17 protein-coding genes are annotated in these 15,071 nt (G+C 48.7%); 4 read left to right on the top strand and 13 right to left on the bottom strand.

Annotated elements, in window-relative coordinates:
- Window positions 1-392: 392 nt before the first annotated feature.
- From ACTCCX_RS11390 to ACTCCX_RS11400, 3 genes are all read right to left on the bottom strand, one after another.
- A complete protein-coding gene (locus ACTCCX_RS11390; protein WP_463276105.1) occupies window positions 393-1,793 on the bottom strand; it encodes a glycoside hydrolase family 1 protein in 1,401 nt (466 codons plus the stop codon).
- Window positions 1,794-2,048: 255 nt separating this feature from the next.
- A complete protein-coding gene (locus ACTCCX_RS11395; RefSeq protein ID WP_463276106.1) occupies window positions 2,049-2,804 on the bottom strand; it encodes a MurR/RpiR family transcriptional regulator in 756 nt (251 codons plus the stop codon).
- Window positions 2,805-2,954: 150 nt separating this feature from the next.
- On the bottom strand, window positions 2,955-3,998 hold the full coding sequence (locus tag ACTCCX_RS11400; RefSeq protein WP_463276107.1) for a DUF7309 domain-containing protein: 1,044 nt from the start codon (window positions 3,996-3,998) through the stop codon (window positions 2,955-2,957).
- A 152-nt stretch (window positions 3,999-4,150) separates the two neighbouring features.
- Between ACTCCX_RS11400 and ACTCCX_RS11405 the strand changes: the two genes are divergently transcribed.
- Complete coding sequence (locus ACTCCX_RS11405) at window positions 4,151-4,906, top strand: GNAT family N-acetyltransferase (protein ID WP_463276108.1); 756 nt, start codon at window positions 4,151-4,153, stop codon at window positions 4,904-4,906.
- A gap of 59 nt (window positions 4,907-4,965) precedes the next feature.
- Here the strand turns inward: ACTCCX_RS11405 and ACTCCX_RS11410 are convergent, their stop codons facing one another.
- The 10 genes from ACTCCX_RS11410 to ACTCCX_RS11455 form a co-directional block, all read right to left on the bottom strand.
- The gene (locus ACTCCX_RS11410) at window positions 4,966-5,247 is read right to left on the bottom strand and encodes a DUF503 domain-containing protein (protein ID WP_463276109.1); all 282 of its coding nucleotides are present in this window, start codon (window positions 5,245-5,247) and stop codon (window positions 4,966-4,968) included.
- Window positions 5,248-5,374: 127 nt separating this feature from the next.
- Window positions 5,375-6,016 carry a bifunctional phosphoribosyl-AMP cyclohydrolase/phosphoribosyl-ATP diphosphatase HisIE gene (gene hisIE / locus ACTCCX_RS11415; RefSeq protein WP_463276110.1) on the bottom strand — a complete coding sequence of 214 codons (642 nt, stop codon included), beginning with the start codon at window positions 6,014-6,016 and terminating at the stop codon, window positions 5,375-5,377.
- Entirely contained in the window at window positions 6,009-6,773 is a 765-nt protein-coding gene (gene hisF / locus ACTCCX_RS11420; protein WP_463276111.1) for an imidazole glycerol phosphate synthase subunit HisF, read from the bottom strand. Before hisF ends, hisIE begins: the two co-directional genes overlap by 8 nt.
- Window positions 6,770-7,474 carry a 1-(5-phosphoribosyl)-5-((5-phosphoribosylamino)methylideneamino)imidazole-4-carboxamide isomerase gene (gene hisA / locus ACTCCX_RS11425; RefSeq protein ID WP_463276112.1) on the bottom strand — a complete coding sequence of 235 codons (705 nt, stop codon included), beginning with the start codon at window positions 7,472-7,474 and terminating at the stop codon, window positions 6,770-6,772. The genes hisF and hisA overlap by 4 nt, the downstream gene beginning before the upstream one ends.
- Complete coding sequence (gene hisH, locus ACTCCX_RS11430; RefSeq protein ID WP_463276113.1) at window positions 7,475-8,050, bottom strand: imidazole glycerol phosphate synthase subunit HisH; 576 nt, start codon at window positions 8,048-8,050, stop codon at window positions 7,475-7,477.
- Complete coding sequence (gene hisB, locus ACTCCX_RS11435; protein ID WP_463276114.1) at window positions 8,047-8,640, bottom strand: imidazoleglycerol-phosphate dehydratase HisB; 594 nt, start codon at window positions 8,638-8,640, stop codon at window positions 8,047-8,049. The genes hisH and hisB overlap by 4 nt, the downstream gene beginning before the upstream one ends.
- Window positions 8,622-9,620, bottom strand: a complete 999-nt coding sequence (locus tag ACTCCX_RS11440) for a pyridoxal phosphate-dependent aminotransferase (RefSeq protein WP_463276115.1) — start codon at window positions 9,618-9,620, stop codon at window positions 8,622-8,624. The genes hisB and ACTCCX_RS11440 overlap by 19 nt, the downstream gene beginning before the upstream one ends.
- Entirely contained in the window at window positions 9,617-10,867 is a 1,251-nt protein-coding gene (hisD, locus tag ACTCCX_RS11445) for a histidinol dehydrogenase (protein WP_463276116.1), read from the bottom strand. Before hisD ends, ACTCCX_RS11440 begins: the two co-directional genes overlap by 4 nt.
- On the bottom strand, window positions 10,854-11,471 hold the full coding sequence (gene hisG, locus ACTCCX_RS11450; RefSeq protein ID WP_463276117.1) for an ATP phosphoribosyltransferase: 618 nt from the start codon (window positions 11,469-11,471) through the stop codon (window positions 10,854-10,856). The genes hisD and hisG overlap by 14 nt, the downstream gene beginning before the upstream one ends.
- 12 nt (window positions 11,472-11,483) lie before the next feature.
- On the bottom strand, window positions 11,484-12,305 hold the full coding sequence (locus tag ACTCCX_RS11455; protein WP_463276121.1) for an ATP phosphoribosyltransferase regulatory subunit: 822 nt from the start codon (window positions 12,303-12,305) through the stop codon (window positions 11,484-11,486).
- Between the two features lie 159 nt (window positions 12,306-12,464).
- Between ACTCCX_RS11455 and hisJ the strand changes: the two genes are divergently transcribed.
- The 3 genes from hisJ (at window position 12,465) to ACTCCX_RS11470 (ending at window position 14,848) form a co-directional block, all read left to right on the top strand.
- On the top strand, window positions 12,465-13,271 hold the full coding sequence (gene hisJ, locus ACTCCX_RS11460; protein WP_463276118.1) for a histidinol-phosphatase HisJ: 807 nt from the start codon (window positions 12,465-12,467) through the stop codon (window positions 13,269-13,271).
- Window positions 13,272-13,422: 151 nt separating this feature from the next.
- The gene (locus ACTCCX_RS11465; RefSeq protein WP_463276119.1) at window positions 13,423-13,998 is read left to right on the top strand and encodes a DUF1836 domain-containing protein; all 576 of its coding nucleotides are present in this window, start codon (window positions 13,423-13,425) and stop codon (window positions 13,996-13,998) included.
- The gene (locus tag ACTCCX_RS11470; protein WP_463276120.1) at window positions 13,985-14,848 is read left to right on the top strand and encodes a DegV family protein; all 864 of its coding nucleotides are present in this window, start codon (window positions 13,985-13,987) and stop codon (window positions 14,846-14,848) included. The genes ACTCCX_RS11465 and ACTCCX_RS11470 overlap by 14 nt, the downstream gene beginning before the upstream one ends.
- Window positions 14,849-15,071: the final 223 nt, after the last annotated feature.

A 15,071-nucleotide genomic window follows, 5' to 3' on the forward strand; every position in this document is an offset into this window, starting at 1 on the left:
GTAGTCTTAACGGTAGATTCTCAAAAGAGACAGGTGCAATCCATTTACAAAATGAAGTTTTTTGTTTATGCTTATCCATAGTTATAGGTCCTTTAACGTTGTCTTGGATAAGTCATCTTACCAACCATTGTAAAGGATCTTTTCTTTTTGTCTAAAATTTAGTTTGTTAATTTTTTAATGCAACACTAGTGATCCATAATAAAATCCTCCTCTGTTGGAACACTTGCGAAGACAGCGTGCCGTCTTCAAAAACAGTAAAATAAATTGATATGATTGCTTGTCCGGATTCTGCCAGTCAGTCTCAGAACAATGGCCCTTCGTCTTCCGCATTCATTTACCGCTGTTCTTTATCAACAACGGATGGTGCGAAAAACTTTTCTTGCTTTCTACCTCTAACCTTCCAGTTTTTCCCCGTTTGACGCGATCACTCCTTTGTACCAATAGAAACTATCTTTCCGGTATCTCTTCAGATCTTTCAGATCGAAGTCTTCCCGGTTGACGTAAACAAAGCCATAACGCTTGCGGAACCCTTGGTGGGTGCTGATAAGGTCGATCGCACTCCAGGTGCAATAGCCGAACACATCTGCTCCATCCGTAACAGCCAGGTTCATCTGTTCGATATGGTTGCGGAGATAGTCGATCCGATAATGATCATGGACCTTCCCATCTTCCAGCTTATCAATACCGCCTAAACCGTTTTCAGTAACGATCAGGGGTTTACGATAACGAGAGTAAATTTGGTTAATCGTCGTGCGGAATCCAGTGGGGTCGATCTGCCAACCGAATTCAGTATAAGGAAGATGCTCATTGTCGGATCCTGCGAAGAATCCTTCTTGGCTATCTGATAATTGCTGATCTTTTTTGCCTGTTGCACGTTCCGTTCCGACCGGATAGGCTTGAACAGTCGAGCTGTTGTAGTAATTGAAGGCGATGAAATCACATTCTGCAGATTTCAGTATCTCCAAGTCGCCCGGTTCCATATCAGGCAAGGCATCGTTTTCTTCCAGGTAAGCCCAAACTTGATGATTGTATACACCATACACGGCGATATCAAGATAAAGCCAGTTTCGGATTGCGGTATACAGATCGGCTGCTTGGACGTCCGCCGGGTTGTTCGATTTCGGATAGACCGCCGAAATGTTCGGTGCCGGTCCGATTTTCACATTCGGCAATTTTTCGTGGCAATTGTTCATCACCATCGCCTGTGCAACAAGCATGTGGTGGTTTTGTTGGTACAAGGATTTCAGAGTGCTTTCACCTGTACCGACTGCAGCGCCGTGCAGGATCATCATGTTCTGTTCATTGATCGTCAGCCATAATTTGACGCGGTCTCCTAAGTTATCGAAGAGGACATCGCAGTAGCGGACAAAAGCATCGATTGTGGCGCGGTTTTCCCAGCCACCTTTTTCAGCAAGTCCTTGCGGCAAGTCAAAGTGGTAGACCGTCACTAGAGGCTCGATACCGTATTTCAGACATTCATCAACCAAATCGCTGTAGAACTGAAGGCCTTTCGGATTGACTTCTCCATCCCCGTCAGGAATGACCCGTGACCATGAAATCGAGAAACGATAGGTTTTGAAGCCCATCTCTGCCAACAAAGCAATATCTTCCTGCATGTGGTGGTAATGGTCAGTGGCTACCTTAAAATCGGAAGTATCGGGAACGATTTCCTTCACGTCCTGAACCGATGGCCCTTTACCGTCCTCATCCCAAGCGCCTTCAACTTGATAGGCACTGGTGGCGGACCCCCACAAAAAATCTTGTTTAAACGGTTTCAATTTCTTATGATACATACTCTCATTCCTTCCCTATCGATTCCCACTCAGGAGGCCGACAGATTTTAAGCGGTTACATGAATCCCAAAAGCGAACTCTCTTCTTTTAAAAAGAGTCGTTTCCAGATCGCGAATGCGCTTTCTGTTTTTCAATATAAGCTTATTATAGAGTTTGTGAACGAAATGTAAACAGTTTCATGACTTAAAGGAACAACAATCAGCTTTTGGAATGATGTTTCAGAAAAGAAACGTTTTGTTTCAGTTTCATGCGTTGCTAAACCTTGTTATTAAGCAATTGTTGCATGTAGTTATAATTGCGTCTTGCCAGTGTTTCAATCAAAAATACGACTGGCAGTTGAGAAGTCACGTTCACCTCATCGTCTACATATTCAGGCGTCAGGTGATAAGCAAAGTTGATATCCGATTGTCTTGCCAGTGAATTCGTGGAGGAATTCGTAATGCTGATGATTTTGCTCCCCAAACTCTTCAGATCACCTACCTTCCTTAGGATGACGTCCGTTTCTCCTGACACGGAGCAAATAATCGACACCGTATTCGTGTATTGCCTGCTGATCAGATGGAAGGGATAGTAAGCATCCTGGATATGGAAGGTGCTTTGACCCAAATTTGAAAACTGTCGGGCTGCATAAGCAGCAATCACGCCTGATGTACCGATTCCAAAAAAGAGCGCGACTTCAGAATTGGTGATCAGTTCCACTGCAGCCTGTATTTTTTCTTCGTATTCCGACTGCATCGAACGGCTGAAAAACTCTTCGACGATTTCTGAAGTTTCAAACACCTTCTTATTGTGTTTGCGGTTGTCCATTTCCTTCAGATGCAGCTTGCACTCCCAGATATTTTCGAAACCCAGCTTGCTGATGGTCCGCGTAACCGTTGCCGGCGATACATGGGTCTCGGAAGCTATCTCGCGAACACTCATGCGGATGACTTTTTGGGTATGTTGCACAATGTACTCGTATACCTTTAACTCTGTATTCGTCAGTAACTTGACATTCTCTTGATTGAACACGTAAAAACCCCTTTATCCGGAACAAAATAAGCTCTGAGGCGTGCATTAGTTCGTTGTCTTTTCTTCTTAAGCATTTTACCATTTATTCTGGGAAAAACAAAAAACAAAACAACTTTACAGAATGCAAAGTTGTTTTGCTTTTTTTGAGGCCTATTGTTGGAAGAAGTCTTCCGAAAGGCTTTCGCGAAACGCTTCGATTTTGCGCAATCTGCTCTTTTCGCTGTGGGCGATATCCAGTTCATCCAACAGGGGAACCAGCATCTCATAGGTTTCCAAAACGCTGTCTCCGCGCATTTCGATTTTTGCGGGGAAAACTTTCGCTTCAAACAAATATTTGTACAGTTCGAACTGGATATCACGCGATTTATCGGAAGTCAGGACAGTCGCCAGCAGCACTTCCCCCGATTTTTTATCCGCGATAGCCATCATCTTCACGAAACGCGGCCGCTCGCCTTCTTTGAAGGTGAGTGGTTGCGGCAAGTAGAACAAGTCTATTTCGAAGGTATTCTTCAAGAATTGTTTCTTTTCCATCATCAGACGGCGGATTTCGAACTGGGAAAGCATCAGATCGTAAGGCCCTTTCGTCAATTCTCCGCCGGTCAGGAACGCCAAGATATGTTCTTCTTTCAATTTCCAAACGCTGTCCTTTGTTCCGGCTTGATAATAGTACCGCGTAGGAACATCATCCGCGCCAAAATCTTTATCGAAGTTCATTTTGCTGTAGGTCGGGAACATTTCCAAAAAGCTCTCCAAGACCCGTTCAAAAAGAGTGATGTCCTCTTCAGTCGCGGACCATGGAACAAAACCTGGCGTGAAATCAAGCAGTTCCGGCCAAGCTTTTTTGCCGCGGAATTTGACATCCGTCGTGCGGATGCGGTTATAATCGATTTCTTCCAGTTTGTTCCGATCGACAAATTCCAGCCTGATGTTTTTCAGTTTTTCAGTGTATTCCCCGATGCCATCCGCTTCCGTGAACTCCGATTCCAACAGATCCAAATAGAGGATGTATTCCGAAACATCCCGGAAGACGCTCAATCCGATACTTTCCTCATCCAGTCCATCCAACGCGAAGAATACAGGCTCTTTGCGATCGGAATATTTGATCCCGACAACATCCGTGTCCTTCATTTTTTCCCAAGGCTTCAGTTTGTGGAAAGCCTTTATGTTCTCGTACAATTTTTGATAATCTCTCATTCATTTCTCCTATCTATAAAAAAACATACGCCTGAAGCACGAAAAACACACTGCAATCCGTTTTTCCTGTTCGGCTTATTGAATCAAAGTCCTTTCCTATGCTATCATATCTTGAACCTCGCATCAATTTTTCTTTTTTAAGGAGTCCGAAAATGATCTTTTCTTTCAAGGATATCGAACACAGCAAATCGATCGCCAGAGAAACATCTCTGTACACGCACCATCGCAATGAAAAAGCTCTTTTTATGCATGTCGAGAATTATGTCATTTTCCATCGCGTCCCCAGCTTCGCTGAATTCGTGGAGACGGAAGCCTATTTGGAATCGGAGCATCAAAAATATGGCCAGAATTTCATAAAATTCATCTGGCCTGAAGATTGCGAAATCCCTCAGCCTATCATTTCCTACTTGGGTTCGAACGGCTTCAACCTGGAAGTATTGGAACTGTATGCAGCCCCTCCCGGAACTTTTGTGCCCACTAGCACCGAAACGCCTCCCAATGTCCAAGTGGAATGGGTGAACGCCGATAAACGTGATGCCTATCTGACCTTATCCACACAAGCCGACAAGGAAATCAATGCGGAATTTGCGGAACAGAAACACCCTTACACGCTGGCCAAATTCGCTAATCCGGCTTTCCGTCCCATCGTGGCCATCCGCTCCGGCGAAGCGGTCGGTTCCATCGATCTTTACCTTAAAGAGGACAGCATCGAGATCGACAACTTCCATGTGGCTCCGGCTGCCCGGCGCATAGGGATCGGAACCGCCTTGCAGCAATTTGTAATGGACCATGCCGAGGGAAAGACCGTCCTTTTGGTGGCTGATGCCGCGGATACGGCGCGCGAGATGTACAATCGTCAAAATTACACATACATTTCCTTCCGCTACGAACTCCTGAAAATACTATAGAAAAACAACGCACCTTCCCCACCCGACAAATTGCCGGATGAGGAAGGTGCGTTGCGTTTTTATTCGATTTCGTTGATTTGGTAGATTTCCACCGCGTAGTTCGCTTCGATTTCCGCGATGATTTTATCCACGATCTGCTGGCACAAAACCCTTGAACTGTTGACGACCGCCAAGCCGATGACGGCCTGGTTCAGCATATCCTGCTCCGAAACTTCCGCAATGCTGACATTATAGCGTTGGTGCATTTTGGCAAGGATGCTTTTCACGACGCTGCGCTTGTCCTTCAAGGAATAGGAATCGAAAAGCCGCATAGACAGTTCCACAGCCAACACATTCATCATAATCGCCCCATTTTTGTTTAATATGGAAACATTCGCTCTTCACGAAAAAAATAACCGAAACGGCCCCTTCTGTCAAGGAACAGCTCCGGTTATCGGATAAATCCAAGGCGGGAATCATCACACTCTGCTAATAATCTTGAATGTCTTTGCGTTCGCCTTTGAAGTTGTTTTTCTTTTGGTGGCGTTCGATGAGGACTTTGGTCACATCGGCAACCTCGACGCCCTGATCGTACAGGAGTACGCCGAGGTGATAAAGCAGGTCCGCCGTTTCGTTGGCGACTTCTTCTTTGTCGTGGTTTTTGGCGCCGATGACGACTTCGAAGGCTTCCTCACCGAATTTTTTGGTGATTTTGTCCGTTCCCTTGTCCAGCAAATAGTTGGTGTAGGACTTTTCGTCGTGTCCGACAGCGCGCTGGCGGATGGTCTCTTCCAGGTCATCCAGCCCGAAGGCAACCGGAACATCGAAACAGCTTTCCGTATTGCGGTGACAAGTCGGTCCGGCCGGGTCAACCATGATCAGCAAAGCATCCTGGTCGCAGTCCAGGTACATGTCCTTGACGAACTGGTAGTGCTCGCTGGACTCTCCCTTTTTCCAGAGTCTGTCCTTGCTCCTTGAGAAGAACCAGACAACCTCATCCCGTTTTGTCAATTCGAAGGCCTCTTCATTCATGAAGCCGACCATCAAAATATTTTTGTTCGTAAAGTGCTGAAGAACGACAGTCAATAACCCTTTCGAAAAATCAGGCACTAGTGCATCGTATTTAGACATTGCGCATATCCACTCCATTCTCCGTGCAGCATTGTTTCACTTCGGCGATTGACACTTCTTCATCATGGAAGATGGAAGCTGCCAAACCGGCCGATACATCGGTTTCCTTGAACAAGTCGGCGAAATGCTGGGCATTGCCGCCGCCTCCGGAAGCGATGACCGGAATCGATACTAAGGCTTGGATCTTATTCAGCAGGCGGTGATCAAAGCCCTGCTTCATGCCGTCATAGTCCATGCTGGTAACCAGCAATTCGCCAGCCCCGAGCGCTTCCACTTGCTGTACCCAGTCCAACGTCTTGATGTCGGTCCGTTTTTTGCCGCCGTGGGTATAGCAGTACCATTCCTCTTTGTCGGCTTCCCATTTCGCATCGACAGCGATGCAGATGCATTGGCTGCCGAACTTGTCGCTCGCTTCTTTAATCAACTGCGGATTCGCCAACGCAGATGAATTCAGGCTGACTTTATCCGCTCCGGCGTTCAGCAGACGGGAAATGTCATCCGTCGATTTGATGCCGCCGCCGATCGTCATCGGGATGAACAGCTGCTGTGCCGTTTTGCGGATGACATCGATCATCAGGTTGTGGCCGGTCTCGGTTGCGGAAATGTCCAGAAAGACTAGTTCATCCGCACCCAACGCATTGTAGCGCTTCGCCAGTTCAACCGGATCGCCGATATCACGCAACCCCTTGAATTGGATTCCTTTGACGACGGTGCCGTCCTTCACATCCAGGCAGGGAATGATCCGTTTCTTAATCATGCCAAGCCCTCCCAGAAGGCATCGGTGTTGGCCGCTTTGCCGACGATCGCTGCCGCCACTCCCAAAGCTTCCAATTTTTTGATGTCTTCGATGTTGCGGACGCCGCCTGAAGCGGTGATGGGATGGGTCGAGATTTCGACAAGCTTGCCCGTCAACTCAAAGTTCGGTCCGGCCATCTTGCCGTCTTTCGAGATGTCCGTATAGATGATGCCGCCCAAGGCCATCGGATTCGTCGCTTCCACGACATCATAGATGGTCTGCCGGCCCGTTTCGGTCCAGCCGTTGACGGCTACCAGTTCGCCTTTCGCATCCAGACCCAGGTAGATCTTGCCGGGGTATTTCGCCGTCATCTCCGCCAACCACGGCAGATCCTGCAGTCCTTTCGTCCCGACGATCACATAGCTGGCGCCTTTATCGAAATAGTGCTTGATGGTTTCTTCGGAGCGGATACCCCCGCCGATTTCGACAGGCAACGCGCTCTGCTGCAAGAGTTGCTCAATAAAAGGTGTTTCTTCCGGTTTTTGGTTCAAAGCCCCCATCAGATCCACGATATGGATGCGTTTCACTTGCTCATATTGCGCATAGAAAGCGATGGCTTCCTGAGGCGTACGCTGCATTTCTTCTTTCGTGCCGTAGTCCCCTTCGGTCAGACGGACACTCTTGTTGTCGATCAAGTCGATCGCCGGCCAAATCTCTATCATTTATTTCCATCCCCCTTGCAAAGCTTGGTTCAAAATTTCCAGACCGTAATCCCCGCTTTTTTCCGGGTGGAACTGGATGCCGATGACGTTATCCCTTTGGACGATCGCCACGATTTCCTGGCCATAGTCCGCCGTTGCCACGACATTTTCGTCGGTCACTACCTTGTAGGAATGGATAAAGTAGACATCTTTGTCCAAACCAGGATAGTCGGAATGCAGATTGTTCCAGCCCAAATGCGGAACCGGCAAGTCGCTGACGATGTACTTCACTTCGCCCGGCAAAAAGCCCAACCCATCGACATCGCCTTCTTCACTGTGCTGGAACAGCAGTTGCATCCCGAGACAGATGCCGATGAATGGCTTGGTTTGCTCCAATTCAGTCAGCAGTTCCCGCAAGCCGATTGCATCAATCCGCTCGATGGCATCCTTGAAATGCCCTACGCCCGGCAGGACGACGACATCCGCCTTGCGCAATTCATCTTCGTCGTGCGTCAGGATTGTTTCATAGCCCAGAAAACGGATGGCGTTCGTCAAGTTCGCGATGTTCCCCAATCCATAGTCAACGATCGCTATCATTCGATCACTCCTTTTGAGGAAGGCAAGCGCTGCACGTCGGAATCGGCCATCGCGATGCGCAAGCTTTGCGCGAAGGCTTTGAAGATGGCTTCGATTTCATGGTGCGTGTTGCCGCCGCGGATCAAGTCGATATGTGCCGTGTAACGGGCATTGATGACCAAACCATGGAAAAATTCTTCAACCAGTTCCACATCGAAGCTGCCGACTTTTTCTTTCGAAAATTCGGCATTGAAACTCAGATAAGGGCGGCCGCTGATGTCGATGACGGAACGCGCCAACGTTTCATCCATCGGCACATAGGCGCTCCCGTAGCGGTTGATTGCGCCTTTGTCCTGACCCAATTCAGCCAGCAACTGCCCCAAGACGATCCCGACATCCTCGGTTGTGTGGTGATCGTCCACATCTGTGTCGCCGTCCACCTGCACATCCAAAACGAAGTGGCCATGGAAAGCGAACAAATCCAACATATGATTCAAGAAGCCCACACCCGTATTGATGATGGAAGGTTCCAACCCTCGTTTCAAGGTGATGGCGATTTTCGTTTCTTTGGTAATGCGCTCTTTTGATACGCTCACAGTTGTTCTCTCCATTCTCTGATGATTTCGGCTAAGGCATCCAACTGTTCATCCGTGGCGATCGAGTAACGGACAGCCGTTTCGATGCACGGGATGCCTGATTTTTCATAGGTGCGCGGCTGATAGCCGTGGTCGATGATCCATTGGCCCAAAGACGGCGCCAATTCACCGTAAGTGAAGACAAAATTCGTTTCGCTCGGCAATACGGAAAGAACATCCCCGACTTCCTCATTGAAGATGGCCTTCAATTTTGCGGACAGGCGGCGCTGATCGGCCATGAAGGCCTTCAGCCTTTCCGGACGCTCCAACAAAAAGGCCGCAATGCTCAAAGACAGGGTATTGAGCGGATACGGGTGCGCGATAGAATTCAGCAACTGCATCGTTTTCGCCGTTGAACTGGCGATGCCGATGCGCAGTCCGGCCAAACCGTAAATTTTTGACAAGGTACGCAAAAGGATGACATGGTCTCCGACCGGCCGTGCCGGTGGGTTGTCCACGAAATCCATGTAAGCTTCATCCAGAATCAGATAGCCGCCGTATTCGGCCAGCAACTCCGCCGTCTTATCGATGAAAGCGGCCGGGTGCAACCCGCCCAGCGGGTTGTTCGGTTGTGAAACGATGAAATAGGAAGGTTTTTCCTTCGCAATGATGGCGTAAACTTGGTCATAGTCAAAGGTATAATCCGCTCTGCACGGCACTTTGATGATTTCGCGTTGGAATTGCGCGGCATACTCTTCGTACATGACGAAATCCGGCTCCAGCATCAGGATCGGTCCGTCCCCCAATAGGATCGTGCACTTCTGGATCCATTCATCCGACCCGTTGGCAAATGCGATCAGCGCGGGGTCCTCACCGTGGAAAGCGGCGTATGCTTCCGTCAGGCGGTTGATGGCATCATCCGTATACTCCTGGAAGCGCGTCGCTACTGCTATTTCCGCGATTTCTTCATCCGTCAGCGCACGGATGGGACTTTCGTTTTTGTTGATGCGGATCATTTGTCGTCCCCCATTCTGACGGCCAAGGAGTCGTGGTGGGCCTGTAGCGATTCTTCGGTCGCGATCAGCATTCCGGCCGGAGCCATTTTGCGGAACGTTTCTTTCTTCAGGTTCAGGACCGAGTTCGGGCGCAGGAAGTCGTTGACGGACAGTCCGTTCGCGAAGCGGGCATTGCCCCCGGTAGGCAGCACGTGGCTAGGTCCGGCAACATAATCCCCGATTGCTTCAGGCGAATATTCGCCGATGAAGATTGCTCCGGCTGTTTCGATCGCATCTATGTAGTCTTCCGCATCTTTTGTCTGGATCGAAACGTGCTCTCCCGCAATCAGATTCACGACTTCGATGTTTTCTGCTTTACCGCTCGTCAGGATCGGGAAGTGGTTGTGCTTCAAACTCTCCTCGATTACTTGGAGGCGGCTTTGTTTCGCTTTCTGGACAAGCAGTTCGGCTTCGATGGCAGCCAATTTCTCTTCGTTGTCGCAGACAAGGAAGGTACGGGCCAATTCATCATGCTCGGCTTGCGCCAACAGGTCGATGGCAACCCATTCGTTGTTCGCCGTTTCATCGACGACTACAACGATTTCGGAAGGCCCGGCGATCGAATCGATGCCGACATCTCCGTAGACCAATTTTTTCGCCAAGGCGACATACTGATTCCCTGGTCCGACGATCTTGTCGACGCGCGGAATGGTTTCCGTACCGTAAGCCAAAGCCGCGACGGCTTGGGCGCCGCCCACTTGATAGACGTGCGTCACACCACAGATATAGCAAGCAGCCAAAGTCGCTTGGTTGATGGCGGTCTTTTGCGGCGGCGTCACGACGATCGTTTCCTTCACGCCCGCCACATTTGCCAAAACGGCAGTCATGAGCACTGTGGAAGGATAACTCGCTTTTCCGCCCGGCACATAGATGCCGACTTTATTCAACGGATGGATTTTCTGGTACAGTTCCCCAGCCGGAGACTGTTGCCACTTGATGCTTTCTTGATAGACCGTGATGTTGTCGCGGGCTTCCTCCAAAGCAGCGCGCAAGTCCGCGTCCAGCGTGTCGTAAGCTTCCTTGATGACGCTTTGCGGCACTTCCAATTCCGTGATATCCGCTCCATCGAAACGTTTTGCGTATTCGAAAAGCGCAGCATCGCCTTTTTCCTGGACCGTCTGGATGATTTCCATCACGGCCTGCGTCTTCGAAAAGTCGATCGTGTTTTTGGTTTTGTAAGCTTCTTTGAACGTTTTAGTTGTGTACATTATCCTTCACCTTCAATTGATTGATTATAGTCTGGATTTCATCATATTTGGAGAAATAAGCATGCTTATTCGAAATCAGGCGTGCGTTTATGTCATCAAGCCGGACCTGCTCACTCAAGCCGTTATCATGCAGCGTTTTGCCGGATTGGACGATATCCATGATGGCATCCGCCATATCGATGGTCGCGGCCAATTCGACGGACCCTTTAAGCATGATGATTTTCACGGGTTGCTTGATGGAATCAAAATATTGTCTGGTGTAGTTCACGTACTTCGTCGCAACGACTGGATAAACGTCCTTCTTCTCTTTGCTGGCAATGGCGAAATGGCAATAGCCGAAAGGCAGGTCCATCAGGTTGTTGATGTTGCAATTCTGTTCAATCAGAATATCGCTTCCGGTGATGCCAAGATCCGCGATCCCTTCCTCCACATATACGGGCACATCTTCTCCTTTGACCAAGATGAAGCGGGTGTCCTTCGTTTGAATGACCAATTCCCGAGAAACGGACTTCAATGCTGTCGACCATTCCGTCAGGTTGATCTGATCCAAGTATTGGATAAAATCCTTAAGCTGTCTGCCTTTTGATAGCGCGATAGTAATCATTTTTTCCCTCCGTTAATTGTTGATGGCCATTCCGAATGCTTTGGAAGAGCTTGTATATTGACCGCCCGAAGCGACGGGCTCCGTTTGGTTTTCGCCGTACAGCTGGATAAAGATGCCTTTGTAATAGGATTGGTTCGGCAACGCCAGCATATCCGCATAAACGTAATCCACGTTCTTGCTCTTCAGCGTCGCTTCCCATTCAGCCAGTTCATTCAAATGTCCTGTCAGTTCAGGATAGTGTTCCTTCAGATAGCCGGCCTGTTCCGTTGGTGCTTGATCCATCAAACCAATCAGCGGATGGTCCGCTCCCAAACGGTGCTTCAAGGCATCCTGGTTTCTTTCGCAGATGAACTTGCGGACGGAAGGATCCTCCAACTCCCGCGGGCTCAGAATTTTTTTCAGTAATTTATTATGGCTGACTACCGCAACCGATAGGGAAAGGTCCAATTCCCTCTCCATGAAGGTGATCATATCGCCCAAAACTTCGATTTGTTTCGGAATCGAATCGGTAAATGTTTCCACACCCAATTGGTGACGCTCTTTGAGCAGCGAATAGACCGGGCCGGAATAGGCTATTTTATCGGCGCGTAAATGGTACTGCTTGCGGTATCTCACGATGGCATTGGTCCAGTCACTGCGCAAGGCGAAAAGTTTGTCTCCGCTTTGCCATTTATGACGGTCCAGCATCAGGTGCAAGTCATCATGAGACAGTTGTGTCCACTCAAATTTCTCTACGACTCCCAGGTCGATCAGATCGTACCCTAAGTGGTGGAAATGATGGAGAAACCCCATCTCTCTTTGTTTCTTCGCTAGCAACGATTCATTCGTCATCATTTCGTCCAAACTGTCTCACTCCCATTTCTTTTTGATAAGTCATCTGTTATCCTTAGAATATCGTTAGAATACCATTAGACGTTGGTGTTATCATACCATATAAAGCTACTAGATTGTATCCTAAAATGATGACACTTTAAGAAGGAAGGAAGATAGAAGATGCTCAGCGACAGACACGTCCATACTCCCTATTGCCTGCACGGTTCATCCGATGCTTTGGAAAATTATGTGAAGGTTGCCATCGGAGCGGGTCTCGAATCCATCACATTCACGGAACACGCGCCTTTACCGATGGAAGATCCGCTTCCGGACAAGGACAGTTCGATGCGCCCTGAGGATGTCGATGCCTACCTTGCCGATGTCCGCGCACTCTCCAAAAAATATGCAGGCATCATCGAGATTCATGCCGGATTCGAATTGGATTATCTGGAAGGAAAGGAAGCGGAAACGCGCGCTTTCCTGGAAAAATACCCGGAAACGGTCCCCCACTCGATTCTGAGCGTCCATTTCGTCCAGCTCGCGCCGGAAGAATATTTCTGCATCGACTTGGACCGCGAATCCTTTACGCAAAAAGGCGCGGAAATCGGCTTCGAAACGCTCTACACACTTTACGAAGCGGCGGTCAAAAAAGCCTTGGCGCTTCCGTACGGGGAATTGACTCCCAAAAAAATCGGGCACATCAATCTGATCCATAAGTTCCAAAAAGCTTATAGCATCAGTGATCCGATCGACTGGAAGCTGCTATTGGATAAGGTGAAGGAGAGCGGCTATACGCTTGATTACAATTTTGCCGGAATCGACAAACCGGACTACGGCAAAACTTACCCGGATCCGGAAATGATGGCCTACGCCATCAAAATCGGCCTCTCCTACGAGAAGGGTTCCGATGCGCATGCGTCCCATGAAGTCGCCCGCTATTTCGGATCAGCACCAGAAACGGAATATGACGACTGGAAAGAAGCCTGAAAATGGCTTCTTTTTTGGTCCAATCCTAATTGGTAAGCCTTCCTGATTGAATTTCCCGTAGAATACTGGTACATTTATCTAGTAATGAAAAGCATAACAGCTAGTTTTTAAAACTAGATTGATTTTTTTAGTCCAGAAAGCAGGTTGTCCCGTGAAACTTAAACCAGAATTGGAAGACTATCAGCAACAGCTGCTCGACTTGACATTCATCCGATTTGACGAGTTGCCTGATTTTGGCCTCTACAGCGACCAAGTGATCGCCATCATCGAAAAACAATTGAGTTTCCTGAACGCCACTCAGGAAGAGCGCATCATCACACCGACTATGATCAATAATTACGTAAAACTGCAGCTGATCGATAAACCCGAGAAAAAGAAATATTTCAAAACCCACATCGCCCAACTGATCGTCATCACCTTGCTCAAACAGGTATTGCCGTTGTCGGAGGTGAAAAAAGGACTGGAGCTGCAAGTTTCCATCCGCGGATTCCAGATAGCCTACGACACTTTCTGTCAGGAATTGGAATATGCTTTTCGGATGCTCTTCCGTGATCTCGACAAGAAAGAGCATTTCACCTACACATTGGAGGATATCCACAGTGAAAACATCGCTTTGAAGATGATCACGCTGTCGCTTGCTTCGAAATTATTGACACAAAAAATCATATTGGTCGACGGCGTCAGTCACGCCTCCCAAAAAGGAGAGAATACTCATGATCAAACCTAATTCCATTGCTGTCTTGGCCGATTCCTGCAACGATATTCCGCAGGAGCTGCTCGACAAATACCACATCTACACTTTGCCGCTGATGATCAATTATAAAGACGCGAGCTACCGCGATCGGGTCGACATCACACCGGAGCAAGTCTACGAAAGATTCCAGGAAGAGATACCGAAGACCAGTTTGCCCTTGCCGGAAACGATTGCAGACACTTTCGCCAACATCAAAGCAGATGGGTTCGATCACGTGATCGTATCCGCCATTTCCAGCGGCTTGAGCGGCACCTGCCAAGCCATCAAATTAGTGGCGGAAGATATTGAAGATATGCGGATCGCCGTCATCGATACGTTGAATATCGCCATCGCATCCGGATTTGTGGCACTTTACGCCGCCGAACAGATCGAAGCGAGTCTTCCGTTCGAGGAAGTCGTTTCGAAAACACAAGCAGCCGTGAAACAGTCCACCATCCTGTTCGGGGTCGGCACCTTGGAGTACCTGATAAAGGGCGGCCGCATCGGTAAAGTTTCCGGCATCCTGGGAAGCGCCTTGAACATCAAACCGATCATCTCCTGCAACGAAGACGGCATCTACGATACGGTTGCGAAAGTACGCGGCCGCAAACAAAGCATCCAGAAACTGATCGACATGACCCGTGAAAAACTGGGTCAGCACAAAAATTACTACTTGTCGATCTGCCACGGGGACGCCTACGAAGAGATGCTCGTCATGAAAGACCAGTTGAAGGATCTGGTCGCCGGAGCCAAAATCTACGCCGAAGGCCAAATCTCGCCGGTATTGGGTGTCCACACCGGACCCGGATTGCTGGGAATCGGCATCATGGTTCTGGAAGACTAAAAGAGTGTGATGATTCGCGGGAGGGGATGAGCACTAAGAGGACTAACCCAAAGAGGACGCTCTTTGTCCTCGTGGGCTAGTCAGCTTAGGCGGAGTCCCCTGCGAATCAGAACACGTTTACACGGAGTGTGATGAATCCCGCTCTAGAAATCGAGTACTAAGAGGCTATTACGAGAACGGGCGCTTTTTGCCCGTGACGTAATCGCAGCTTAGGCACAGATTT

This window comes from Trichococcus sp., assembly GCF_055118575.1.